This is a genomic window from Mycobacterium farcinogenes (genome assembly GCF_019739075.1).
GTDB classification, from domain to species: Bacteria; Actinomycetota; Actinomycetes; order Mycobacteriales; family Mycobacteriaceae; genus Mycobacterium; species Mycobacterium senegalense.
This window is the reverse complement of the sequence record NZ_CP081673.1, coordinates 4,440,066-4,464,217: the sequence shown is the minus strand read 5'-3', so window position 1 is coordinate 4,464,217 and position 24,152 is coordinate 4,440,066. Positions and strand designations below refer to the sequence as shown.

Sequence of the window (24,152 nt, the reverse complement as noted above, 5' to 3'; positions counted from 1 at the left end):
GTCCCAGGTCCGGAGACTGGGAGTATCCGGTACCGCCGTTCCCAGAAAAGGACCTGAGCTATGACGGCTGCCCAACCCTCACCGCAGGGTCAGCAACCAATCCACACCCGCGCCCTGATCATCGGCAGCGGGTTCTCGGGGATGGGGATGGCGATCGAGCTGCAACGACGCGGCGTAGATTTCCTCATCCTCGAGAAGGCTGACGAGTTCGGCGGCACCTGGCGCGACAACACCTACCCGGGTTGCGCCTGCGACATCCCGTCACACATGTACTCGTTCTCCTTCGAGCCGAAGGCGGACTGGAGCCACATGTGGTCCTTCCAGCCCGAGATCCAGGACTACCTGCTGGGCGTGGCGTCCAAGTACGGGCTGCGCCGCAACACCCGCTTCAACACCCACGTCGATCGCGCGCACTGGGACGACCAGGAGCTGCGCTGGCACGTGTTCAGCGACACGGGCCAAGAGTTCATCGCCCAGTTCCTGGTCTCGGGCGCCGGCGGCCTGCACATCCCGCAGATCCCCGACATCGAGGGGCGCGAAGAATTTGCCGGCGCGGCTTTCCATTCCGCGCAGTGGGACCACAGCGTCGACCTCACCGGCAAACGGGTCGCCGTGATCGGCACCGGTGCCAGCGCTATTCAGATCGTGCCCGAGATCGTCAAGGACGTCGCCGAACTGCATCTCTACCAGCGCACCCCGCCGTGGGTCATGCCGCGGGTGAACAACAAGTTCCCGCAATGGATTCGGCGCGTGTTCAGCTATGTGCCCGGCACCCGCGCGGCGATGCGTGCGGCCATCTACTGGATCCACGAGGGCGTCGGATTCGCCATGACCCAGCAGCCGTGGCTGCTCAAGATCGGCGAGGCGATGGGTCGCTACAACATCAACCGCAGCATCAAGGACCCCGAGCTGCGTCGCAAGCTCACCCCGAACTACCGCGCCGGGTGTAAACGAATCCTCAACTCCGACACCTACTATCGCGGGATCGCCAACCCCAAGACACAGGTGATCACGGAGTCCATCAGCCGCATGACGCCGACCGGCATCGTCACGGCCGACGGCGTCGAGCATCCCGCCGACGTGGTGGTGTTCGCCACCGGCTTCCATGTCACCGACTCCTACACCTATGTCGACATCAAGGGTGCCGGCGGTGAGGATCTGATCGATCGCTGGAACCGCGAGGGGATGGCCGCGCACCGCGGCATCGCCGTGTCGGGTATGCCGAATCTGTTCTTCCTGCTGGGGCCCAACACGGCGCTGGGCCACAACTCGGTGGTGTTCATGATCGAGCAGCAGATCCGCTACGTGGGGCAGGCCATCGCCGCCGTAGACAAGGCCGGTGCCCAGGCTCTGTCGCCCAGCCCGCGAGCTCAGGCGGAGTTCAACAGCGAATTGCAGCACGACCTGGCGCACACGGTGTTCAACACCGGAGGTTGCCGGAGCTGGTACATGGACGCCCACGGCGTCAACCGCACCCTGTGGAGCGGTATGACCTGGCAGTACTGGCTGGCAACGCGCAAGCTGGACCCCGCGGAGTTCGACTTCATCCACGCCGGACGCGACACGAAAACACTAGATGCTGGGGTCCCCGCCGGGGCTTAGCCCCAGGGGTAGTGTCGTGGGTGCTGTCCGGCAAACAAAACAACCTGGTGAAATGGGGTTCTGGTGAGCGAAGGCATGAAGCTGATCGACCGTGTCTCAGCGATCAACTGGAACCGTCTCCAGGATGAGAAGGACGCCGAGGTCTGGGATCGGCTCACCGGCAATTTCTGGTTGCCGGAGAAGGTGCCGGTGTCCAACGACATCCCGTCGTGGGGCACGCTGAGCGCGCACGAGAAGCAGCTCACCATGCGGGTGTTCACCGGCCTGACGCTGCTCGACACCATCCAGGGCACCGTCGGCGCGGTCAGCCTGATCCCCGATGCGCTGACCCCGCACGAGGAAGCTGTCTACACCAACATCGCCTTCATGGAGTCGGTGCATGCCCGCAGCTACTCCAACATCTTCTCGACGCTGTGCTCGACGGCCGAGATCGACGACGCGTTCCGCTGGTCGGAGGAGAACCCCAACCTGCAGCGCAAGGCCGAGATCGTCATGCAGTACTACAAGGGCGACGAGCCGCTCAAGCGCAAGGTGGCCTCCACGCTGCTGGAGAGCTTCCTGTTCTACTCGGGCTTCTACCTGCCGATGTACTGGAGCAGCCGGGCCAAGCTCACCAACACCGCCGACATGATCCGGTTGATCATCCGCGACGAGGCCGTGCACGGCTACTACATCGGCTACAAGTACCAGCGCGGGCTGGCCCTGGTCGACGAGGAAAAGCGCACGGAGCTCAAGGATTACACCTACGAGCTGCTCTTCGAGCTCTACGACAACGAGGTCGAATACACCCAGGATCTCTACGACGAGGTCGGCCTGACCGAGGACGTCAAGAAGTTCCTGCGTTACAACGCCAACAAGGCGCTGATGAATCTCGGCTACGAGGCGCTGTTCCCCAAGGACGAGACCGACGTGAACCCGGCGATCCTGTCTGCGCTCTCGCCGAACGCCGACGAGAACCACGACTTCTTCTCGGGCTCGGGTTCGTCGTACGTGATCGGCAAGGCCGTCGTCACCGAAGACGAAGACTGGGACTTCTGAGGTTCTGCGGTCAGCTGTGCCGACGACGGCGACGCTCAGTACACCGCGTCCATGCTGGACGACAGGCCGTTGTCGCATGTGACGGTGATGTGGAAGGTTGAGCCCGTCGCCGGTCCCTGGGGCGGGCTCATCGTCTCTTCCGAGCCAGTGACGGTCAGATGCACGTCCGGCACGGTGACGATGGTGGCGGCACCTGACGTCGGTACGGACCGATATGTGCAACCCACCGGGGGGTTGTTCGCGTTGTTGGTCATCGACACAACCAGCACACCGCCGTCGGCTCTCAACCGCAGTTGCGGTGGCGGTGGTGGCGGCGGCGGAGGTGGGACGACGACCTCTGGAGGTTCCCACACCTGGGTTGCCGCGGGGCGGGGTGCGGGCGCTGCTGCGACCGGTTGCGGGGGTGGCGGTGCGGCCGCTGGAGGTGGAGGCGGAGGCGGTTCCCACCAATCGGTGGCGATCAGCGAGAAGTTCGCTGACGTGTCCGTGTCGGTCGTTGTGGCGGGCTGGCCGGCGACCGACACGAAGATGCCGAACTCGGCAACCAGCGCGGCGCCGGCGAGGATAGTGCCCTCGCGCCGGTGGGCGAATTTCGATAACTGCGACATGTCGAAAGTATGCGAAGCCCGCGATCACCGGTCACGGGTACTCGACTACCCCAAATCCCATCACATCCCGACCCGTATCACGGTGTGATCGTCGTCTTCTGCACGATCACACCTGTCGCTGCCTTCAACGCATCGGTGTCGGCCGCCGCCCCTTCGGCAAGGATCTGCACTACGTACACGCCGTCCTTCTTGTCGGTGACCACGGTGTTCTGGGCGATCATTCGGGTGACGCCGTTCTTGGCGTACGACCCGCCGAGCTGTGAGGAGGGGTATCCACTCAGCATGCTCCTCTTGTCCGAGCCGTTGTAGCCCGTCAGGTTCTTCACCTCGCCGGATGCGATGTCCAGGAGCTTGTTCGGGTCGACGTTGCCGGTCAGCTTCTTGACGGTTGCGGTGATCTTCGGCGGGTCGCCGAGGTCGGCAGGTGTGTTGAAGAAGATGCCGAAGTACTGGTCGGGGTCGTTCTCTCGAATGCGCGTCCAACCGTCCGGAACTGGAAAATCGAACGTCGGCGTGCCCGGAGTGCCGGGGGTAATTGTCGTCATGTGGATGTTGTTGTTCTCGACATAGTCGGCGATCGTCTCGTTGGGCCCCGACCGTTGCACCGATACCGGGGGAGCGGATGTGGTTGCCACGGACGTCGACGTGGTCGGCGTCTGCGACGGCTTCGAGCTTTGGGCCACAGCGATGGTGACCAGGCCGGCTACCAGTGCGACGCCGACCACTGCGCCGACAACAAGCCGGCGGCCGGCCGCTCGAGCCTCAGGACCGACCGGTCCCGGTACCGCCGGAGGTGTGGCACCCAGCGGTGATGGAGTTGCCGAGCGATCGACTTCTGTTCTCTCGCGCAGTCTTTGCCGCGCAGCGCCGAGCAGCGGGGCGGCATCCCGATAGCCCGGCTGTTCCCGATCGATCGCGGCCAGCATGTCGGCCGCCTGCTGCCACTGCCCTTGGTCCAGGTGATTGAGTGCCTGCGCATAGCGATCGGCGAGTTCGGCGTCACGGATCTTGGCCCTGGCATCAGAGACGATGCCGTTCGGGTCGGCATCGTGCGGCGCGATGCGCTCCAACTCATGCGCTGCAGCTACCACGGCATGCCATTCACCGGCCTGATGGAGGGCCCCGATCTCGTCCACCAACGTCTTGTGGCGCTGGGCCGTGCGTGCGTATTCCAGTCGAGCACCGATGTCGGTGCGGTCCGGATCGATCTTGGTCAGATTCTCCAGTGCGGCCACCTCGGCGTCCCAATCACCGTCGGCGGCGGCGGCATCGGCCGCACCTGCCCAGATGTCGATATCCCATTGCCGGCGGGCTTCTTTCAGGCGTGTTTCGACCCGTCCCTCGTCTGGATAGCAGGCCTGCAGCGCCTCGAATCGTTGTACGGCTTCGGCCCAACGCTTTGCGAAGAAGGCGCTCAGCGCATCGGCCCATTGCGCGTCGGCCAGCAGGTTTCCGCGCGCTGCGACAGCGGCCTCCGGCGGCGTGGACGCGGGTTCGTCGGTGCCGACGGTGGCGGGCTGTTCGCGTGTTTCGCGGGCGGTCTCGAGCATGTGGCCCACGGTTCGGTCGACGTCGGCGTACAGATCGCCACGCCTACTGAACATCTCCAGCACGTAGCGTCCGCCGCGGCGCTCCTCGGTGTCCGATGAGCGCAGTGCGGGCTCCAGCTGGATCAGAATCTGATGCTGCTGGTGTTGAGTGAGCGGCTCCGTCTGGCCCACTTGATCCACCAGATCCGACAAGTATGACAAGGGGGCGGCTGGAGGCTCCGGCAGTTGTTCGGGCGGCGGCGGTGCGGGTGGCAGTGTCCAGAGCGCGCCGGCCAACGCCAACGCGGCTTCTCGGCAAGACTGCGAATAGTCGACGATCTGGCGCATCGAGAGAGTGCGGGGAAGCGCGTCTGGCAGCTGCTCCACCGCCAGAGGTAGCACTGGCTTGTTGAGTGCCAATGCCCATTCCAGCTCCCGCTTACACGCCACCGACCGCAAGGTGTTGCCCGAGATGATGGCTACGAACACATCGGAATCGGCGATGCGCTGCAGGATCTCGTGCCACCACGTCTGGCCGCCCCGCAGAGAGGTGTCCAGCCACGTGTCGTAACCCAGTGAGTGCAGGTCGTGGACCAGCGCCTCGACGTCGGGCCGGTTCTCGCGGGCATACGAGATGAAAAGTTGCCGCATGCCACCTCCCGAGACCTCGGTGCTCATCGAGCCCGGGAGTACTGCGTCGCGGGCAGGGGCGCAGGATTCCCGGACATGGGTGAAGTGTGCCTGCCGAACGGGCATCGCGAACGAGTAGTCGACTACTCCTGTCGGCCCTGCGATCGCGCCGACGTCCCCGCGGTGGCCGGGCAACACCTTGCGGTCAGCGCCACCGAGCCCACACGTAGGGCACCAGTGACCGCAGGAAGTCGAGGTCGGGGCCGGGCTGGGCTGCGGTGAACGCTTGCTCGAAGTACTCCTCGGCCACCATCAGGATGCCCTCGGCGTACTCCTTGGTGAAATCGATACTGCCGTAGTCATCCATCAACGTGCGCACCGACCGCACCAGGTCGGGCGTCCGTTCGGACCGGGTCTGTCGCAGGTAATGGTGAACGAGCGCCTTGTCCTTGTCGTCCGCGACGCTCAAGAGATGCATCAAGGGAAGGGTCCGCTTGCCTTCGTAGATGTCGCCGAGGATCTCTTTGCCGTAGGTGCGTTCCTCCCCGACAAGATTCAGCAGATCGTCCCGAATCTGGAATGCCGCACCGAAATGGAACCCGAACCGTACCAGCGGGCCGAGGTCGACGGTTCCGCCGGAACCGATGATCGCTCCTACCCGAAGCGGGTGAATCGTTGTGTACCAACAGGTTTTATGCATGATCAGGTGCAGATAGTCGTCTGGACCCAGGTTTTCGACATTGTCGAGCTGCCATCCGACTTCAGTCGCCTGACCTTCGAGGGTGCGCAGGGCCATCGTGTCGAACTCGCTCCACACCAGGTCCGCGAGGTCGCGGTCGAGGCGCCGAGTTGCCCGCCGCAGCACCTGTCCGGCAACGATCGCCAGGCCGTCACCCGCGTTCAGTGCCGCCGCCACCCCGTAGGTCGCCGAGAGGGTCGGCCTGCCCCGGCGCATCTCGCTTCCGTCGGCCACGTCGTCGTGAACGAGAAAAGCGTTGTGCAGCAATTCGATTGCCACTGCGATCCCGAGGAGTTCCTCGGAACTGGCCCCGAACGCCCGACCCGCCGACAGGCACAGCGCGGGACGAAGTGCCTTCCCGGGACGGGAGGGGTATTCACGCATCGGACCGTACAACCACTGCACCGGTTCGCCGTCGGGCATCGCGTCCAGCATTGTGCGGCGTACGGCGCGTCCGACCTCGCGAAGCCGGCCTTCGACGTTGGAGACGAGGGCTGCGCGGTCGGTGAGTCCGGTCATCGGTCGATGCGTTGCATGGTCAGCACCAACGGAAGCCACAGGTCCGGATGGCCGGTGACCAGGATCGTTCCGCGATAGACCCCGGGCGTGACATCGGCGTCGAGCTGCACCGTCGCGAGGACACCGCGACTGCTCCGCGCGGGCATCGGCACCGGCTGGGGGTCGAACTGTACGGCGTCGGCGGTGATCACATCGCCGGTGTGAGTCAGCAGATCGCTGCAGCGTAGAACGACGTCACCGTGATCGGTCGCTCCGCCGTTGTGTAGCCAGACCTCTGCGCAGGCGGGACCGGTGCCCTGGATCTCGATCTGGACGGCTGCCGTGGCACCTGAGGCATTCAGATCCAACGTGCCGGTGCCCGCGGCCCCTGGTCCGGCAGCCGTCACCGTAGCGGCCAGTCGTCGCATCAGCGCTTCCCATGTCGCCACCACACGGTCGACATCCGGTGTGGCCGACGGAGACTCGCCCGAGGGGTTCGCCGATGCGGTCCCATCACCGTCGCGGTCCGCACCATTCGAGCCGTCGGCGCCGGCCAACTTCACAAACCGATCGACGAGTTCGGTGGCGGCACGTAGGCCCTGTGACTGCACCGCACCGAGCGCCCGGACATTGGCGGCGGGATCGAACACCGCCGCCCACGGGAGATCAGTGACCGTACTGTCGTCCCCCAGTACCCGCTCAGCCACCCGTGGCACCCGGCAATTTTCTCAAGTAATTGACCTGCACGACGGTATGCTAAGGCCGCACATCGCGGAAGGCGGCTGTCATGCCGAATATACGTGGTTATTCGCTGGCCCTGTTCGGCCAGATCGACCAGGAAGCTATTGACGCGGACAAAAATCCTGGCCCGATGAATGACGCCGTGCTGGCCACAATTGAGAATTTTCTGCCGAACAGCACGGGGCTGGGCCAGCGCGGCTGGTATCGCGAGTTGGAAAGCTTCCTGGGCAGTGTCCGACTTCCCGATCCCAGTAGGGAGCTGTTTCGGTTTCCCACCTTTGACGAAGCGACGGCGGCTCTGGGTGGAATGAAACCGATGCGGACCCGTTCCGCGCGTTCCTTCGAACTCTTCGATGAGGATCGACATCCCGCACTGGCCAGGGCTGCCTACGCAGTTCTTGTGATGGAAAAGATTCGCTCCGTCAAGAATTCTTTCACTACGCAACAAATTCCGCGCGACGAGCGGTTGATGCAAATCCTGCCGGGAATCCTCGACCCCTGGCCGGTGGAGAAAGAAAAGGGAATTCTCACCCCGGACGACAAAGTCGACGCGTTCGCGATGCGGTTCGACGAGATGGTCGACCGGGACTCTTTCATGCGGGTCACCGGCGAGCAGATCAGCCTCGAGTTCGCCGAACGCTCGAAACCGTGCTTCGGCACCCTCGAAGATTCCGGGGGACAGTACTGCAGCACGCTGTACACCGATTCCGAGGACTTGAACCTGACGGTGGACGACATCAAGAAGATCATCCACCCGCTCAATTGGGATCTGTGCTGTCCCACCTTCTTTCACAAGATGACCGAACAACAGCAACCACTGACAGCCGACGGATGGTTCCGCATCGTCGAGTCGATCTCCGCCGAGCCCGACGAGTATCTGCTGCAGACCGCCTTGTGCTTCTCGTTCGACGAACGCGAGGACGACGAGGGCAACGGCAAGGGCATCATCATCAACTACAAGCTGGACACCAACCGCACCGGCGAGGATCGGTCCGCGGGCATCGTGGAGATCGACAACGGTTACCTGTGGGTCACCCCGACCCGCAAGGGTCCGGACGGGAAAGGCGTCCGGATCCGCACCAGCAAGGAAGAGCGCGTCAACGGACTCAGCCCGACGGCTACCGCGGCGCTGGGCTGCCTTCTCGGCTGGTCGGACAACGGCAAGGAGATGCTGGCCGGGGCCGCCCACAAAGCAATCGACGGCACGTTGCCGATGCCTGTCGGCAGGACACTCAAAGGCTGGCCGAACCAGGCCGCCATGGCCGGGGCGGTGGACCAGGGACCACCCACGGTCCCGCCGGACGTCCCGCCCACCTTGCCGATCAACTTTCCCGACACCGTAGACGACACCAGGGACCTGGCCAAGAGTCTGGTCGAGAAGGTGACCAGCAACATCGGAGGTGCGGTCAGCCGCTGGATGGACGGCCTGGTCAGGCACGACGTAGAAATCATCACCCACCAGATCGGCGCCGATCTGGCGACGTGGGCGCTCGACGTGTACGACACCGCGGAGCGAAACGTCAAGCCTCCGAAGGAGGGAGCCGGCAATGGATGACCCTGAACTGATCGCCGCCAAGTACGCCAAAGAGATCAACGACACGATTGACGGCGCCGCCCAGGTGGCGAACGAGGCCTACGCGAAGATCAACGCCGAGCCGTCGACCTTCGGAACCCAAGAGGCCATAAAGTCCCTGTCCGACCTCACCAAGATCGCGATCAAGGGTGCCGCCGACATCGCGCGGCTTCCACTCCAATCCCCGCCGGACCCTCGGGTGCTGCTGCTGGCCGATCACATCACCACCGTGATCCGGCGCGGCCTGCTGGAAGCGACCGAAGTCGCCACCGAGACAGCGAATCTGGTCGACAAGAATCCGGCGAAGGTGGACCGGGACGAACTGGTCAAGTCGGCGGTGAAGGTGGTCCGGATCGGCATGCTCCGCACCGCCGAGATCGCGCAGACGATCGCGGCCGGCCCCGGGGCATACAGTGACCCGGTTCTGTACTCCGACGACATCGCGATCGCGCCCAAACCATATGACCGAAAGTTGGCCGTCACCAACATGGCTCGTAAGGCCGTGCCCAAGGAGGACATCCGGAAACACGTCGGGTTCGACCTGGCCAACAGCGTGCTGCCCGCCAACGTGACCTCGTTCAGATTGTTCGCGAACTCGGCAGGCCTGTGCAGCGGTGTCTATATCGGCGAGGTGACTGCGCCAACGCTGGACACCAACGCGCTCGACGACACGGTAGAGGTCTTGTTCGCGCTGTGAGCCACAGTGACGGGCCCTCCGGCGTCGACCAGCTGCTCGATCGGGCGTTGCTTGCCGCCTCGGAGGGGGACCGGGCGACGGCCAAGCTGCTCGCCGGCCAGGTGCTGGCTGTCGACCGCAACAACACCGACGCCGAGGACCTTCTGGCCGCGCCCGCCGAATACGGTGAGATCAGACGCCTGACAATCCTTTTCGCAGATCTGGTCGACTCCACCGCGTTGTCCAACCGGATCGATCCAGAGACCTATCGAACCATCGTCGGACGTTACCGCGACGACGTGCTGCGGATCGTCGACCGATACGAGGGTCACGTCGGTTCGACCAAAGGCGACGGACTGCTGGCCTCATTCGGCCACCCCCACGCCCACGAGGACGACGTGTACCGGGCCGTGCAGGCCGCGCTCGACATCACCCGGGTCATCGCCGAGTTGAGCACGCGGGTGCGGCGTCGCTTCGGAGTCGAAATCGACGTCAGAGTCGGGATACATCGAGGCATCGTCTATCTCGACACCGCGCAGGACGACGTCTACGGATTCGCGGCGAATCTCGCCGCCCGGATGTGCAGCCTCGCCGACCCCGGCACGGTGGCGATATCCGCGGCCGTCGAACCGCTGGTCCGCGGAGTCTTCGAACTGCGCGCCCAGCTACCCAGGCACGTCAAGGGTGTCGAAGATCCGGTCCGCCACTATCAGGTGATCGCCGAACGCGACATGACCCGCGCGGCGCTCAGCCCGCTGGTCGGACGAGAGCGGGAATACGCGCACCTGCAACGACGGTGGGCCGATGCCACAGCCGGGACGCTGCGTACCCCGGGTGTGGCCATTCAGGGGGAGGCCGGCATCGGTAAGAGCCGGTTGGCATGGTCGGCCGCCGAACTGGCCGCACAGTCGCACGGGACCGTCCTGCAGTTGATCGGATCCCCGTTCCACACCGACGTCGGCCTGCGGCCGATCCGGCGCCTGCTCGAGCGCCGCTGCGGCATCGACCGGACCTCCGAGCCCGCAGAACGCCTGCAACTACTACGGTCCGAGATCGAACAGCGTGCCTTGGACCCGGCCACCGTCCTGCCGTTGCTGGCACCTCTGCTCGGGATCGATCCGCAGGTCGGGTATCAGCCGGCCTCAGCCGAAGGCCGCAAGCTCTCGGGACGGATCTGCGGCGCCGTTCGTGACTACCTGCTGGCATGTGTGCGCGACACCCCCGCACTCGTGGTCGTCGAGGACATGCACTGGTTCGACGAGGACACCACCGAGGTGATCCAATCGCTCCTCGCCGCCGATCTCGACGGCCACGTGCTGATCGTCATGACAAGCCGCGAACAGGCCGTGCCGGCGAGCGCGCTCACCGAGGTGCTCGACCTGAAGCCGTTGAGCGACAGCGAAACCGACGAATTGATCGGCGCACTTCACCCTGATGCGACGCCCGATCAGCGGCATGTCGTGCGCCGGCGGTGCGACGGCGTGCCGTTGTACATCGAAGAAGTGGTGGCAAAGCTCCGAACACAACCATCGGACACGTCGAGTGCCGGCGGAGTGCCGGACACGCTCTACGAGGCGTTGTATGCGCGACTCAAGTCGAGTAGCAACGCGATCAGGGTGGCCGAGGCCGCCGCCATCATCGGCAGTCGGGTGGAACGCAGCCTGCTGTCGGCCGTAGTGGACCTCGACGAACAGGAAGTGGAACACATCGTCGGCGAGCTGGTGCAGAGCCGCGTGCTTGAGCCGCTCGACCAGAACAGCTGGCGCTTCCACCACGAACTGTTACGTGAGGTGGCCGCCGAACTGTCGCCGCCCAGCCTGCGACGCGAACTTCACAGCCGGATCGCCGACACGCTGGCCGCCGCGGCGGCGGCCGGCAATCCGGACTGGCCGTTGATCGCGCGCCACTACGAGCGGGCCGAGCGCTACACCGAGGCCGCTGCCAGCTATGCCCAGGCCTCAGCCAACGCTCGCCAGCGCGGTGCCCTCCGAGAGGCCTTGAGCTACCTGACCCATGCGGTGACACACGTCGAGAAGTCGCCGCCCGGCCCGGACCGTGACCACCTTGAGGTGAATCTGCGCCTGGGACGCGCATTTCTCGCCCAGGCGGCCGAGGGTGTGTTCAGCCCCAATGCCGCTGCCGACTTCGAGCGTTGTCTCCACCTGTGCAGCAGTGACCTTCAAGACGACGAACTGCTGTCGACAGTGATGTCGCTCTACCCGTACTACACCATGCGGGCAGATCTCGAACGGGCGCAACGACTGGTCGAATCCATCAGGGGCAGCTTGGTCGGGCCGCGCCGGATATTCCTGCCGGTCAACGATTTCGCTTTCGGGATGCTGGCCTGGTTTCGCGGCGAGTTCGCCTATGCCCGGACCAAGATGGACACCGCGGCACGCACGCTGACCGAGGAAGGAGCACGCGCCCTCGACGCGATGCTGTTCATGCCGAACGATCCGACCGCAGGCTTGTATGCCCACCTCGCGTTGAGCCGCTGCCTGGACGGTGACGTGGCCGGTGTCGAGGCCGAGCTGGGCAATGCCGAACGACGCTGCGCCGAATTGCCCTTCCCCAAGGGGGCTTTCAGCCTGGCCTACACCCGCCAGATCGAGGTCCTGATCCGGATAGAGTCCGGTGATCTCGACCGGGCGGCGCAAGCGGCCGTCGAACTCGGCACGATCGGAGAGCAGCACGGCTTCGACTCGTGGGAACTCACCGGGGCGGCGCAGCATGCGACGGTGCATGCGCTCGCCGCACTGGCCGGCAACGCCGCCGACGGCGCCGACCTTGCCCCGCACATCGAGCTGCTGACCGGGTTCGTCGACACCTGGCGTGCGGTCGGTGTGATCGCCCTCATCACGTTCTATGACGCGCTGCTGGCCCGATTGCTCATCGCGGCAGGACGATTCGATGAGGCGCGGGCCAGACTGCAGACCGGTTTGGAGCTGGCCCGCCAGACACGGATGAGCTTCTATGACGCCGAGCTGACCAGGCTGGCCGCATTCACCACCGACGGCCGAGGTCCCCGGCGCGCCGCATTGGAGGCGGCCATGGCGCTGGGTCGCAGCCAGGACGCGCGGGTGTTCGAACTACGTTCCGCCACCGACTGTTTCGAACTGTTCAGGGAGCCGGCGCGGCAGGCGCTCACCGAGGCCCTGCACCGCTTCCCGGCCGATTGTTCCTGGCCCGACGTGATTCGAGCCAGGACGATGCTCGGGTGAGGCGCCCGGGCGGGAAAGTCGCCATCCTGGGCGGCGGCATGGCCGGTCTGAGTACGGCCTGGCGGCTGAGCGAGCCCGGCTGGCGCGATCGGTTCGAATCCATCACCGTCTATCAACGGGGCTGGCGATTGGGCGGCAAAGGGGCGTCGAGCCGCGGCGTGAACGATCGCATCGAGGAGCACGGACTGCACGTCTGGCTCGGATCGTACGAAAACGCCTTCGCCTTGCTCCGTGAGTGCTACGCCGAACTGGACAGGCCTGCAACGGATCCGTCGTCACCGATCCGGACCTGGCAGGAGGCCATCGTTCCCGCGGACAATCCGGGCTTGGCCGAACAGTGGGGTACCGGGTGGCTGACCTGGCTGGGCACGCACCCGCGCAACGCGATGACACCGGGTGAACCCGGTGGCACCGGTCAAGAGATCACCGCGGTGGAGTTCGTGCAGCGGGCGGTGCAGTTGGTCGTCGCGTTCGCCGACTCGCTCCGGGACGCGGCTCCGGCGGATCTCCAACTGACGGCCACGGCCGAGCAGGCACCGGCCGCGCCGCCGCCGGTGGTCGGCGCGGTGCAGCGGGGAATCCTCGCGGCTCTGCTGGCCATCGCCGACCCGCAGGTACGCGCCGGTCCGCCTGGCAAGGCCATCGAACAGGCGGTGGATGCGGTCCGCGCGGCCATCGACTACGAGGAACGCCCCGACCACCGGCGTAGCTGGCTGCTGATCTCGCTCGTCGTCGCAGCGGTCCGCGGTGTGGTCGCCGACAATCTCATCACCCACCCGAACGGATTCAGAGCCCTCAACGACGAGGAGTTCGGTGACTGGGTGCTGCGTCATGGCGGCCACCCCGATGTACTCGAATCTGCTTTCGTGCGTGGTCTTTACGACCTGGTATTCGGGTACGACCATGGTGATCCTCGCCGGCCTGCAGTCGGCGCCGGGGTGATGGTCTTCCTGATCGGATTCGTCCTGTTCGGATACAAGGGGGCGATCTTCTGGAAGATGACGGCCGGGATGGGGGACGTCGTGATGGCGCCGCTCTATCAGGCGCTGCGCAGACGTGGCGTGAAATTCGAGTTCTTCCACCGTCTCGATTCATTGCATGTCGACGACCTAGGCGTGGCGATTGACGCGATCACCCTCGGTCGTCAGGTGCGGCTTGCCGACGGGGTCGGCCACTACGACCCTTTGGTCGACGTCCGGGGCCTGGCGGTGTTCCCCAGCGCGCCGCGCGGCGATCAGATCCAGGCGCGGTCGGGGATGCGCACCCTTGAATCGCATTTCGCCGCCCGTGACGACGTCGAGACAGTGGTTCTGCAGCGCGGCAAGGATTTCGATCACATCGTCCTGGCGGTGTCCGTCGGGATGATCCCGGTCGTCGCCGCAGAGCTCATCGAGGACCGCCCGGAATGGCGTGAGATGACAGCCAACCTCAGGACCGTCGCCACACAGGCGTTCCAGCTGTGGCTGCGCCCGGACGAACACGCGTTGGGCTGGTCGAAGCCCGGCGCCACGATCACCGCATATGCCCGGCCGTTCGAAACGTGGGCCTCGATGCCGCAGACACTGTGGGCCGAGAACTGGCTCGACCCCGACCGACCCGGGACCGTTGCCTATTTCTGCGGCAGCCTGCGCGCGCCGTGGCCCGTCAACGGCGATCACCCCGACTACGTCCGCAGATATCGAGACCTCGTCCACCGTGACGCCGCCGATTACGTCGACCGATACCTCGGGCTCTACTTCCCGAACGCCGTCTCCGAACAGGGCTTCAAATGGGAGCTGTTGTGCGGCAACGATGGTCGACAAGGCGTTGCGGCCATGGCCACCCAGCACGTGAGCGTGAACATCGACCCGTCCGACCGTTACGTGCAATCTGTGCCGGGCAGCGACAAATACCGGCTGCGCCCGGACGAGAGCGGCTACGACAATCTGATCCTGGCCGGGGACTGGACGGACTGCGGCTTGAACGCCGGCTGTATCGAGGCCGCGGTGATGTCGGGCCTCGAGGCAGCCAATGCGTTGCTCGGTCACGGGCGCTATCACCGCATCCGCGGCTTTTACCTGCGATGAGCCGCACTGACTCGAAAATTCAGCTTCCCTCCAGCGGGCTGACAGCCGGCACTGATAACAAGAGAGCCGATGTACCAGCTCATTGCACAGATCTCGCTGATCCACGGCTGGTTCCCGGTTGTCGTTCAGCTGAGCGCTGCGCTGCTGCTGGGAGCCGCGGTGGGCTGGCGCACACGACGCTGGCGGCGCCGGTCGCTGCCCGCGCTGGTGGCGGTGGCGGCCGTGGTGGCTGGTGTGGCGTACTGGTACATCGATTCGATCGGGGTGGCCGGCAACGCCGGGCCACCCGAGTTGTGGTGCTGGATCGCGTTGAGCGTGCTTTCCGTCGGTATCGCGTCGTTGGGCTGGGTGAGCGCCCGGTGGTGGCGGCGCACCGTCTCGGTCGCCGCGATCGGGGTGTGCGGGCTGGCTTGTGCGCTGACCCTCAACACGTGGGTCGGATACTTTCCGACGATGGGCGGCATGTGGAAGCAGCTCACATCGAGCCCACTGCCCGGGCAGACGGACCGATTGACGGTGACGAAGATGCAGCTGGCCCACTTCCGGCCGCCCAGTGGTGTCCTGGTCCCGGTGACCGTTGATTCAACAGCTTCAGGTTTCGCACACCGCGGCGAACTCGTCTACCTCCCGCCGGCCTGGTTCGCCAGCACCCCGCCGCCACAGCTTCCGGCCGTGATGATGATCGGCTCGCAATTGAACACCCCGGCCGACTGGCTGCGCGCGGGCAACGTGCTGGGCATCCTCGACGGGTTCGCGGCCGCGCACGGAGGCAATGCCCCGGTGTTCGTGTTCGTCGACGCCACGGGCTCATTCACCAACGACACCGAGTGCGTCAACGGGGTCCGGGGAAACGCCGCAGACCACCTGACAAAAGACATCGTCCCGTATCTGATCTCGGACTTCGGGGTGCGCTCCGACCGGGACGGGTGGGGGATCGCAGGCTGGTCGATGGGCGGCACCTGCGCGGTGGATCTCACCCTGATGCATCCGGAGCTGTTCCACTCCTTCGTCGACATCGCGGGAGATCTGCGACCGAACGCGGGGGACAAGACCCAAACGATCAACCGCCTCTTCGGCGGGGACGCTGACGCGTGGTCCGCCTACGATCCCTTGACGATCATGCGGCACCACCGTTCGTACGCCGACGTCTCGGCGTGGTTCGAGGTTCCCACGGCCCGCGGCGGTAGCACCCGCGACCCGGTGGCCAATCCGGAGGCACAGGACGTCGCGGCGACCACGTTGTGCGACGCGGCCCGCACGGTGGCGATCAGATGTTCGGTGACCACCGCACCCGGGCGCCATGATTGGGCGTTCGCCAACAATGCCTTCGCCACGGCATTACCGTGGCTGGCCGGGCAACTCGATACGCCCGGGGTCGACGAGACCGACCTGCCACCGTCGACCGTGGGACAACAACAACACACGAACGTCCAGGCCGCGCCGCGCTGAGTCTAGCGGCCCCGTGCGGGCTGGGCGGCTGTCGACGCCGATGACGACGGCACGGTCGACGGACGCTCGACGATCGTCGAATTCGGCCCACCCACGCGGTAACTGGCCCCGCGGTGCTCGTCGGCCAGGCGATCGCCGTTGCCCAGCAGCTTGTTGCGCAGGCTGCCCGGCGCGTAGGCCGACTGGTAGGCGCCGCGTTCGGTGAGGACCGGCACCACGTGATCGATGAACTCCTCGAAAGAGCCGGGTGTGATCGCATACGCCAGGTTGAAGCCGTCGACATCGGTCTCTTCGACCCACTCCTGCAGGGTGTCGGCGACGTGCACACCGGACCCGACGATGCGCGGCCCCATGCCGCCGATCTCGCCCCACTCGGCGATGTCGCGGACATTCCACTCGCCGCCGTTGTCCGAGGCGGACTGAAATGCCTTGACCGCGGACAGGATCGCATTGGAATCGACATTCCCGATCGGTTCGTCGAGGCCGTACCTGGCCAGGTCCACACCCATCCACCCGGACATGAACACCAGTGCGCCTTCGGGATCACCGTAGGCCAGGTACTCGGCGTGCCGGGCGTGCGCCTCCTCGTCGGTCTCACCGGTGATGATGGTGGTGAGGTTGAAGATCTTGGCCGAGTACGGATCCCGGCCGGCCAACTCCAGCTCGGCGCGGATGGTCGAGACCGTCTCCCGCAGGAGGGCTTTGGTGGGTGCGGCGGTGAAGATGGCCTCGGCGTTCTCCGCGGCGAAGCGGACTCCGCGCGGCGAGGAGCCGGCCTGGTAGATCACCGGCGTGCGCTGCGGGGAGGGTTCGGCCAGATGTACCCCCGGGACGCTGAAATGCGTTCCGGAATGGCCGATGTGGTGCACCTTGGCGGGATCGGTGAAAACCCCGCGTTCGGCGTCGCGCACCACGGCGTCGTCCTCCCACGAGCCTTCCCACAACTTGTAGAGCACCTCGAGGTACTCGTCGGCATGGTCGTAACGCGCATCATGCGCCGGCTGATCGGTCTGGCCCATGTTGCGTGCGGCAGCAGGCAGATATCCGGTGACGACGTTCCAGCCGAGTCGGCCGTTGGTCAGGTGATCCAGCGTCGACATCCGCCGGGCAAAGGGATAAGGATGCTCGAATCCGGTTCCGGTGGTGATCCCGAACCCCAGGTGCTCGGTGACCAGCGCCATCGCCGACACCAGCAGCATCGGGTCGCCCACCGGGATCTGCGCGGCCTGGCGGATGGCCGCTTCGTCGCTGGCCCCGTACACGTCGTAGGTGCCCAACACATCGGCGATGAACAGGCCGTCAAAACGCCCGCGTTCCAACAACTTCGCCAGCTCGGTCCAGTAGGTGATGTCCTTGTAGCGCCACGACTGGTCTTTGGGATGCCGCCACAGACCAGGGGACTGGTGGGCGACGCAGTTCATATCGAAGGCGTTGAAGCGGATCACACGGGTCACTGTGCTGAGGATGCCGGGCTACCCGGGAGAGGTCACCGGTTGCGCTCAGCGGGATTGTTTTTGGCAATGAATCACGAATGAATGGCCACCCAACTGTCGGCGCGTCCAGTGGTGGGTTGACCGGGCAGTCGCGAAACTTACCGGGTGTCAACCAAGTCGCTGCTGATCTCGGTCCTGAACTGGCTGCGTGCCGGTTATCCGGAGGGGGTGCCGGGTACTGACCGGGTGCCCCTGCTCGCGCTGCTGAGGGCCACCCCGCTCACCGAAGAGCAGGTGACCGAGGTGGTGCGTAACATCGCCGAGGCCTCAGCGCCCGCCGACATAGACGATCCCATCGACCGCGATGTGATCGCGGACTTCATCGCCGAAGTCACCGATCACGACGCCGGCCCGGAGAACATCGCACGGGTGGCGGCCAAACTGGCCGCCGCGGGCTGGCCGTTGGCGGGCGTCGACCTGCAGTCAGACGCCGGCCCCGAATGACGGCCGACAACGCGTAACGCCGAGGGTTGCGGTCACTGGGTGACCGCAGCCCTCGGCGTTGACTTGGGTTCCGCGACTACCCGCGCAGTGAGGCGGTGTCGATCACGAAGCGGTACCGCACATCACTGGCCAGCACACGCTCGTAGGCCTCGTTGATGTAGTCGGGTGCGATGACCTCGATCTCGGGGAGCACGTTGTGCTCGGCGCAGAAATCGAGCATCTCCTGGGTCTCGGGGATGCCGCCGATCATCGACCCGGAGAGACTGCGACGCATCCCCGCCAGCGGGAACGGCGGGACCTCCATGGCGTGCTCGGGCATGCCCAACTCCACCAGGGTGCCGTCCACGGCGAGCAGATTCAGGAAAGCGCCGAGGTCGAGGTTGGCCGACACGGTGTTGAGGATCAGGTCGAATCGGCCGCGCAGCTTGCGGAAGGTGTCCGGGTCGCCGGTGGCGTAGTACTCGTCGGCGCCCAGCCGCAGGCCGTCCTCCATCTTCTTCAGCGACTGCGACAGCACGGTGACGTGCGCGCCCATCGCCTTGGCGAGTTTGACCCCGACGTGGCCCAAGCCGCCGAGACCGATGACGGCGACCTTCTTGCCCGGGCCGGCGTTCCAGTGCCGCAGCGGCGAGTAGGTGGTGATACCCGCGCACAGCAGGGGAGCGGCCTGGTCCAGGGGGATGCTGTCGGGGATACGCAGCACGTAGTTCTCATCGACGACGATCGCGCCACTGTAGCCGCCATAGGTCGGCGTGCCGTCGCGCTCGGTCGAGTTGTAGGTGGCGATCATGCCGCCGCCGGTGCAGTACTGCTGCAACCCGGCCTTGCAGTTGTCGCACTCGCGACACGAGTCGACGAAACACCCGACGCCGACGTGGTCGCCGACCTTGTACTTGGTGACCTCCGAGCCGACCTCCGTGACGACACCGGCGATCTCGTGGCCGGCCACCACGGGGTAGTTCGGGGTGCCCCACTCGCCCTTCACAGTGTGGATGTCGGAGTGGCAGATGCCCGCGAAATGAATGTCGAAGGCCACGTCGTGCGGGCCCACCTCGCGACGGGTGATCGTGGTCTTGGCCAGCGGCTCGGTGGCCGAGTTCGCGGCGTAGGCATAAACAGTGCTCATCAAAAGCCCTCTTTGTTCGTCGTCTGTACGTTTCGGAGGAAAACGTTAATCCGGTTAACTGACTACTGCCTGAAGACGGCAGTCCGAACCGTGCAACGACGCAGGCGATGGGGCTAATCCCGATACCGGTTGTGACATATCTCCCGGATCACTGCCGGGTGCGGGTCACAATCCGGGCGCGCGGAACGCCCCGTTGAACGACGTGCGCTCGCATCGAATGAGCCCGGCCAGGGTGTAGGGATCGGAGGCGATGACATCCTCGACCTCGGCGTCAGTGAGATCCCCGGTGACGAGCACGGCGCCGGTGCCTGACTCCAGCCGGCCGGCCAGCACGATGCGGCCGGCGGCCACCTCCTCCTCGAGCCACGCGATGTGGGCCGGGCGGGTCTGGTCGACGACGTCGAGCGGTTGGGTGTACGTGGTGGTGAGGACGTGGAACACGTGGCTGAGATTAGTTGATGGGCGCGTTGACCCAGCGCAGATCATCGAGGATGCCGCGGGCGGCCACGATGTTCTGCCCGGTCTGCCAGACCTCGTTGTTCACCACGAACACCCGATTGTCCTTGGCGGCCGACAGGTTCCGCCAGGCCGTGCTCTGCAGGATCTTGGGCGCGTTGTCCTTGGCCGCCGCGGAGGCGAACGACACGTAGACGATGTCCGCGTCGGCGATGCGGTAATCGGCGTCGGCGGTACCCAGCTCCACGTACGGTTTGTCGGTAAACCGTTGGGCGGCAGGGCGATCCAATCCCACGGCGGCCAGCACGCTGCTGGGGAAGGTATTGGCGCCGTAGACCCGCACACTGTTCTCGGTCAGCTGCACCACCGAAGCCTGGAAGTGCGCGGCGTCGTTCTGCGCACCGGTGTCGCGGGCGGCGTCGTCGAATTTCGCGATCAGGTCGGCGGCGGCGTCCCGGCGGCCCGTCGCCTCACCCACCGTGCGCAACGTGTCGCGCCACGCGGCACCCGGCGCGCCGGTGAACACAGTGGGGGCGACCGCCGACAATGCGCCGAAGGACGCAGGAGTAAGACTCGCCGAACCCAGGATCAGCTCGGGGTTGGCCGCCTTGATGGCGTCCACATCCGGTGCGGTCCGTGAGCCGGCCGGGGCGACCCCGTGCACCACCGCGCCCAGATACGAGGGCTGCTCCGACGAACCGTCGGGAAGGGCGGCCGCGACGATCCGCGACTGCAGGCCCAGCGCGCACAGCGCGTCCAGTTGGTCACCGGACAGCGCGACGATGCGTTGCGGGTCGCCGCGCACTTCGGTGGACTCCGGGATGTCGCCGCCTTCGGCACGTGCGTTGCGCACCTCACGCGCCGAGGGGTCGGCGGGCGCCGGCTCAGCCGCGCACGATTCGTCGGGGCGACGCTGATTACCCAGTACCCCGGCGTCGGCGATCTTGGTGACGCTGGTGGTCATCGACGTCTGCGCCTGCTGCGTCTGTTCGGCAGAGCCGCACCCGGTGGCGAGGGTTGCGGCCGCGGCGATCACCGCGAGCGCGGCGCGAGGTCGGTTGGTCAGCACGGGGCGACCGTAACATTCACGGTCTTACCGCTGGTCAAGCCGTCGCGACGAAAAGATCCGCCGTCGTGGCGCCACGCAGTACGACAGTTTGTAGGACCCACGAACGCGAAGGCCGCCGGGAGCGTTAGGATTCAGTTCGATAAGCGGGATTTCCCGACGAATCTTTGGAGGATCTCTTGGTAGCCGAAGCGCCCCCAATCGGAGAACTCGAGGCACGTCGTCCTTTTCCGGAACGGATGGGCCCCAAGGGCAACCTGATCTACAAGCTCATCACCACGACCGATCACAAGCTGATCGGCATCATGTACTGCGTCGTCTGCTTCGCCTTCTTCTTCATCGGCGGACTGATGGCGCTGTTCATGCGTACGGAACTGGCGATGCCCGGCTTGCAGTTCTTGAGCAACGAGCAGTTCAACCAGTTGTTCACCATGCACGGCACGGTGATGCTGCTGTTCTACGCCACACCGATCGTGTTCGGGTTCGCCAACCTGGTGCTGCCGCTGCAGATCGGCGCACCCGACGTGGCATTCCCGCGGCTGAACGCGCTGTCGTTCTGGCTGTTCCTGTTCGGCGCGCTGATCGCGCTCGCCGGCTTCATCACCCCCGGCGGTGCCGCGGACTTCGGTTGGACGGCCTACTCGCCGCTGACCGATGCCATTCACTCGCCGGGTGCCGGCGGTGATCTGTGGATCCTCGGTCTGGCCGTCGGTGGTCTGGGCACCATCCTCGGTGGCGTCAACATGGTCACCACCGTGGTCTGCATGCGTGCGCCCGGTATGACGATGTTCCGCATGCCGGTGTTTACCTGGAACATCCTGGTGACCTCGATCCTGGTGCTGATCGCCTTCCCGATCCTGACCGCCGCGCTGTTCGGCCTGGCCGCCGACCGCCACCTGGGCGCTCACATCTACGACCCGGCCAACGGCGGTGTCCTGCTGTGGCAGCACCTGTTCTGGTTCTTCGGCCACCCCGAGGTGTACATCATCGCGCTGCCGTTCTTCGGCATCGTGTCCGAGATCTTCCCGGTGTTCAGCCGCAAGCCGATCTTCGGTTACACCACGCTGATCTACGCCACCATCAGCATCGCGGCCCTGTCCGTGGCCGTGTGGGCACACCACATGTACGCCACCGGCGCCGTCCTGCTGCCGTTCTTCTCCTTCATGACGTTCCTGATCGCCGTCCCGACCGGCATCAAGTTCTTCAACTGGATCGGCACCATGTGGAAGGGCCAGCTGACGTTCGAGACGCCGATGCTGTTCTCGGTCGGCTTCCTGATCACCTTCCTGCTGGGTGGCCTGTCCGGCGTGCTGCTGGCCAGCCCGCCGATCGACTTCCACGTCACCGACAGCTACTTCGTCATCGCGCACTTCCACTACGTGCTCTTCGGCACCATCGTGTTCGCCACCTACGCGGGCATCTACTTCTGGTTCCCGAAGATGACCGGACGTCTGCTCGACGAGCGCCTGGGCAAGTTGCACTTCTGGCTGACCTTCATCGGCTTCCACACCACCTTCCTGGTGCAGCACTGGGTCGGTGACGAGGGCATGCCGCGCCGCTACGCCGACTACCTGCCCACCGACGGCTTCACCACGCTCAACGTGATCTCCACGATCGGTGCCTTCATCCTGGGCATCTCGACGCTGCCGTTCGTGTGGAACGTGTTCAAGAGCTGGCGCTACGGCGAGCCGGTGATGGTCGACGACCCGTGGGGTTACGGCAACTCGCTGGAGTGGGCGACCTCCTGCCCGCCGCCGCGGCACAACTTCACCGAGCTGCCCCGGATCCGTTCGGAGCGCCCGGCGTTCGAGCTGCACTACCCGCACATGGTCGAGCGCATGCGTGCCGAGGCCCACGTGGGCCGTACCCATCACGCGGAGCTCGAGACCGCGGACCGCTCCAGCTGACGGGTGGCAGCATCCGGGGGTGAGCACGTCGAGGAAGTTTCGATGAACGGTGCTCCGCGAGAGCGCTCGTCGGTACTGATCACGGTCACGGGGGTCGATCAGCCCGGTGTGACGTCGGCGCTGTTCGAGGTGCTCGCCCGCCATCAGGTCGAACTACGCAACGTCGAACAGGTCGTGGTCCGCGGCCGGCTCACCCTCGGTGTGCTGGTCGCGGCTCCGGCCGAGACGGTCGACGGCGATGCGCTGCGAAGTGACGTCGAGACGGCGATTCACCAGCTCGGCCTCGACGTGACGGTCGAGCGCAGCGGCGACATGCCGGTCATGCGCGAGCCGTCGACCCACACGATCGTGGTGCTCGGCCGTCCGATCACCGCTGAGTCGTTCAGCGTGGTCGCCCGAGCGGTCGCGGATCTGGGCGTCAACATCGACACCATCCGGGGCGTGTCCGACTACCCGGTGACGGGCCTGGAACTGCGCGTTTCTGTGCCCGCGGGGGCGGCGTACGGCCAGTTGCAATCAGCCTTGGCGCAGGTGGCGGTCGACGAGGGCGTCGACATCGCGCTCGAGGATTACAGCCTGGCCCGACGGGCCAAGCGGCTCATCGTCTTCGACGTCGACTCCACCCTGATCCAGGGCGAGGTCATCGAGATGCTGGCCGCCCGGGCCGGGATGGAAGCCCAGGTCGCCGCCGTCACCGAAGCCGCCATGCGCGGTGAACTGGATTTCGCCGAATCGCTGCACCGCCGGGTCGCGACCCTGGCCGGCCTGCCCGCCTCGGTGCTCGACGATGTGGCCGAACAGGTCGAGCTGACACCGGGCGCCCGGACCACCATCCGGACCCTGCGCCGGCTCGGTTTCCACTGCGGTGTGGTCTCGGGCGGCTTCCGCCAGGTCATCGAACCGCTGGCGCACGAGCTCATGCTCGACTACGTGGCCGCCAACGAACTTGAGGTCGTCGACGGCAAGCTGACCGGCCGGGTCATCGGTCAGGTCATCGACCGGCCAGGAAAAGCCAAGGCGCTACGCGATTTCGCCCAGCAGGTCGGCGTGCCGATGGAACAGACCGTGGCTGTCGGCGACGGGGCGAACGACATCGACATGCTGGCCGCCGCCGGCCTCGGTGTCGCGTTCAACGCCAAGCCCGCGTTGCGTGAGGTGGCCGACGCGTCGCTGAGCCATCCGTACCTGGACACCGTGCTGTTCATCCTCGGTGTCACCCGCGGTGAGATCGAGGCCGCCGACGCACTCGACGGTGTGCTGCGCCGCGTCGAGATCCCCGAGGACTGAGAG

The 24,152-nt window shown here is 65.7% G+C and carries 18 protein-coding genes; 10 read left to right on the top strand and 8 right to left on the bottom strand.

Annotation, left to right across the window (positions count from 1 at the left end):
• Window positions 1-60: 60 nt before the first annotated feature.
• Both K6L26_RS21235 and nrdF read left to right on the top strand, forming a co-directional pair.
• Complete coding sequence (locus K6L26_RS21235) at window positions 61-1,602, top strand: flavin-containing monooxygenase (RefSeq protein ID WP_019348211.1); 1,542 nt, start codon at window positions 61-63, stop codon at window positions 1,600-1,602.
• 75 nt (window positions 1,603-1,677) lie between these two features.
• Window positions 1,678-2,640: a class 1b ribonucleoside-diphosphate reductase subunit beta gene (nrdF, locus tag K6L26_RS21230; RefSeq protein ID WP_019348212.1), complete on the top strand. Its 963-nt coding sequence runs from the start codon at window positions 1,678-1,680 to the stop codon at window positions 2,638-2,640.
• A gap of 35 nt (window positions 2,641-2,675) precedes the next feature.
• Here nrdF and K6L26_RS21225 read toward each other — a convergent pair whose 3' ends face one another.
• From K6L26_RS21225 to K6L26_RS21210, 4 genes are all read right to left on the bottom strand, one after another.
• Complete coding sequence (locus K6L26_RS21225) at window positions 2,676-3,248, bottom strand: hypothetical protein (protein ID WP_221851472.1); 573 nt, start codon at window positions 3,246-3,248, stop codon at window positions 2,676-2,678.
• Window positions 3,249-3,325: 77 nt separating this feature from the next.
• A complete protein-coding gene (locus tag K6L26_RS21220) occupies window positions 3,326-5,533 on the bottom strand; it encodes an LpqN/LpqT family lipoprotein (RefSeq protein ID WP_221851470.1) in 2,208 nt (735 codons plus the stop codon).
• A gap of 79 nt (window positions 5,534-5,612) precedes the next feature.
• Window positions 5,613-6,665: a polyprenyl synthetase family protein gene (locus K6L26_RS21215; RefSeq protein ID WP_064894353.1), complete on the bottom strand. Its 1,053-nt coding sequence runs from the start codon at window positions 6,663-6,665 to the stop codon at window positions 5,613-5,615.
• Window positions 6,662-7,351: a hypothetical protein gene (locus K6L26_RS21210; RefSeq protein WP_221851468.1), complete on the bottom strand. Its 690-nt coding sequence runs from the start codon at window positions 7,349-7,351 to the stop codon at window positions 6,662-6,664. The genes K6L26_RS21215 and K6L26_RS21210 overlap by 4 nt, the downstream gene beginning before the upstream one ends.
• Before the next feature lie 80 nt (window positions 7,352-7,431).
• Here K6L26_RS21210 and K6L26_RS21205 point away from each other — a divergent pair, with 80 nt between their 5' ends.
• The 5 genes from K6L26_RS21205 (at window position 7,432) to K6L26_RS21185 (ending at window position 16,370) form a co-directional block, all read left to right on the top strand.
• The gene (locus tag K6L26_RS21205; protein WP_221851466.1) at window positions 7,432-8,940 is read left to right on the top strand and encodes a hypothetical protein; all 1,509 of its coding nucleotides are present in this window, start codon (window positions 7,432-7,434) and stop codon (window positions 8,938-8,940) included.
• On the top strand, window positions 8,933-9,655 hold the full coding sequence (locus K6L26_RS21200; protein ID WP_221851465.1) for a hypothetical protein: 723 nt from the start codon (window positions 8,933-8,935) through the stop codon (window positions 9,653-9,655). Before K6L26_RS21205 ends, K6L26_RS21200 begins: the two co-directional genes overlap by 8 nt.
• Window positions 9,652-12,855 carry an ATP-binding protein gene (locus K6L26_RS21195; protein ID WP_221851463.1) on the top strand — a complete coding sequence of 1,068 codons (3,204 nt, stop codon included), beginning with the start codon at window positions 9,652-9,654 and terminating at the stop codon, window positions 12,853-12,855. Before K6L26_RS21200 ends, K6L26_RS21195 begins: the two co-directional genes overlap by 4 nt.
• Entirely contained in the window at window positions 12,852-14,921 is a 2,070-nt protein-coding gene (locus K6L26_RS21190) for an FAD-dependent oxidoreductase (RefSeq protein ID WP_221851461.1), read from the top strand. Before K6L26_RS21195 ends, K6L26_RS21190 begins: the two co-directional genes overlap by 4 nt.
• Window positions 14,922-14,990: 69 nt before the next feature.
• The gene (locus K6L26_RS21185) at window positions 14,991-16,370 is read left to right on the top strand and encodes an alpha/beta hydrolase (RefSeq protein WP_085141116.1); all 1,380 of its coding nucleotides are present in this window, start codon (window positions 14,991-14,993) and stop codon (window positions 16,368-16,370) included.
• Between the two features lie 2 nt (window positions 16,371-16,372).
• On the opposite strand, the gene K6L26_RS21180 is transcribed toward K6L26_RS21185, so the two are convergent.
• Window positions 16,373-17,824, bottom strand: a complete 1,452-nt coding sequence (locus K6L26_RS21180) for an LLM class flavin-dependent oxidoreductase (RefSeq protein ID WP_221851459.1) — start codon at window positions 17,822-17,824, stop codon at window positions 16,373-16,375.
• Between the two features lie 144 nt (window positions 17,825-17,968).
• On the opposite strand from K6L26_RS21180, the gene K6L26_RS21175 reads away from it, so the two are divergent.
• Complete coding sequence (locus tag K6L26_RS21175; RefSeq protein ID WP_019346363.1) at window positions 17,969-18,307, top strand: DUF3349 domain-containing protein; 339 nt, start codon at window positions 17,969-17,971, stop codon at window positions 18,305-18,307.
• A gap of 76 nt (window positions 18,308-18,383) precedes the next feature.
• Here K6L26_RS21175 and K6L26_RS21170 read toward each other — a convergent pair whose 3' ends face one another.
• From K6L26_RS21170 to K6L26_RS21160, 3 genes are all read right to left on the bottom strand, one after another.
• Window positions 18,384-19,433: an NAD(P)-dependent alcohol dehydrogenase gene (locus K6L26_RS21170; protein WP_036388333.1), complete on the bottom strand. Its 1,050-nt coding sequence runs from the start codon at window positions 19,431-19,433 to the stop codon at window positions 18,384-18,386.
• Between the two features lie 165 nt (window positions 19,434-19,598).
• Window positions 19,599-19,874 carry a YciI family protein gene (locus K6L26_RS21165; RefSeq protein ID WP_019346361.1) on the bottom strand — a complete coding sequence of 92 codons (276 nt, stop codon included), beginning with the start codon at window positions 19,872-19,874 and terminating at the stop codon, window positions 19,599-19,601.
• Between the two features lie 10 nt (window positions 19,875-19,884).
• The gene (locus K6L26_RS21160) at window positions 19,885-20,958 is read right to left on the bottom strand and encodes an iron-siderophore ABC transporter substrate-binding protein (protein ID WP_019346360.1); all 1,074 of its coding nucleotides are present in this window, start codon (window positions 20,956-20,958) and stop codon (window positions 19,885-19,887) included.
• 176 nt (window positions 20,959-21,134) lie between these two features.
• On the opposite strand from K6L26_RS21160, the gene ctaD reads away from it, so the two are divergent.
• Window positions 21,135-22,862 (top strand): aa3-type cytochrome oxidase subunit I, encoded by a 1,728-nt coding sequence (ctaD, locus tag K6L26_RS21155; RefSeq protein ID WP_036389936.1) that lies wholly within the window; start codon window positions 21,135-21,137, stop codon window positions 22,860-22,862.
• A 42-nt stretch (window positions 22,863-22,904) separates the two neighbouring features.
• Entirely contained in the window at window positions 22,905-24,149 is a 1,245-nt protein-coding gene (gene serB, locus K6L26_RS21150) for a phosphoserine phosphatase SerB (RefSeq protein WP_036389935.1), read from the top strand.
• The last annotated feature ends 3 nt before the right edge of the window (window positions 24,150-24,152 follow it).

Coding starts and splice junctions, on each gene's coding strand:
- K6L26_RS21235 (WP_019348211.1), top strand. CDS start 61: ATGACGGCTGCCCAACCCTCACCGCAGGGTCAGCAACCAATCCACACC.
- K6L26_RS21185 (WP_085141116.1), top strand. CDS start 14,991: ATGTACCAGCTCATTGCACAGATCTCGCTGATCCACGGCTGGTTCCCG.
- K6L26_RS21170 (WP_036388333.1), bottom strand. CDS start 19,433: ATGAGCACTGTTTATGCCTACGCCGCGAACTCGGCCACCGAGCCGCTG.
- K6L26_RS21225 (WP_221851472.1), bottom strand. CDS start 3,248: ATGTCGCAGTTATCGAAATTCGCCCACCGGCGCGAGGGCACTATCCTC.
- K6L26_RS21200 (WP_221851465.1), top strand. CDS start 8,933: ATGGATGACCCTGAACTGATCGCCGCCAAGTACGCCAAAGAGATCAAC.
- nrdF (WP_019348212.1), top strand. CDS start 1,678: ATGAAGCTGATCGACCGTGTCTCAGCGATCAACTGGAACCGTCTCCAG.
- serB (WP_036389935.1), top strand. CDS start 22,905: ATGAACGGTGCTCCGCGAGAGCGCTCGTCGGTACTGATCACGGTCACG.
- K6L26_RS21205 (WP_221851466.1), top strand. CDS start 7,432: ATGCCGAATATACGTGGTTATTCGCTGGCCCTGTTCGGCCAGATCGAC.
- K6L26_RS21220 (WP_221851470.1), bottom strand. CDS start 5,533: ATGCCCGTTCGGCAGGCACACTTCACCCATGTCCGGGAATCCTGCGCC.
- K6L26_RS21215 (WP_064894353.1), bottom strand. CDS start 6,665: ATGACCGGACTCACCGACCGCGCAGCCCTCGTCTCCAACGTCGAAGGC.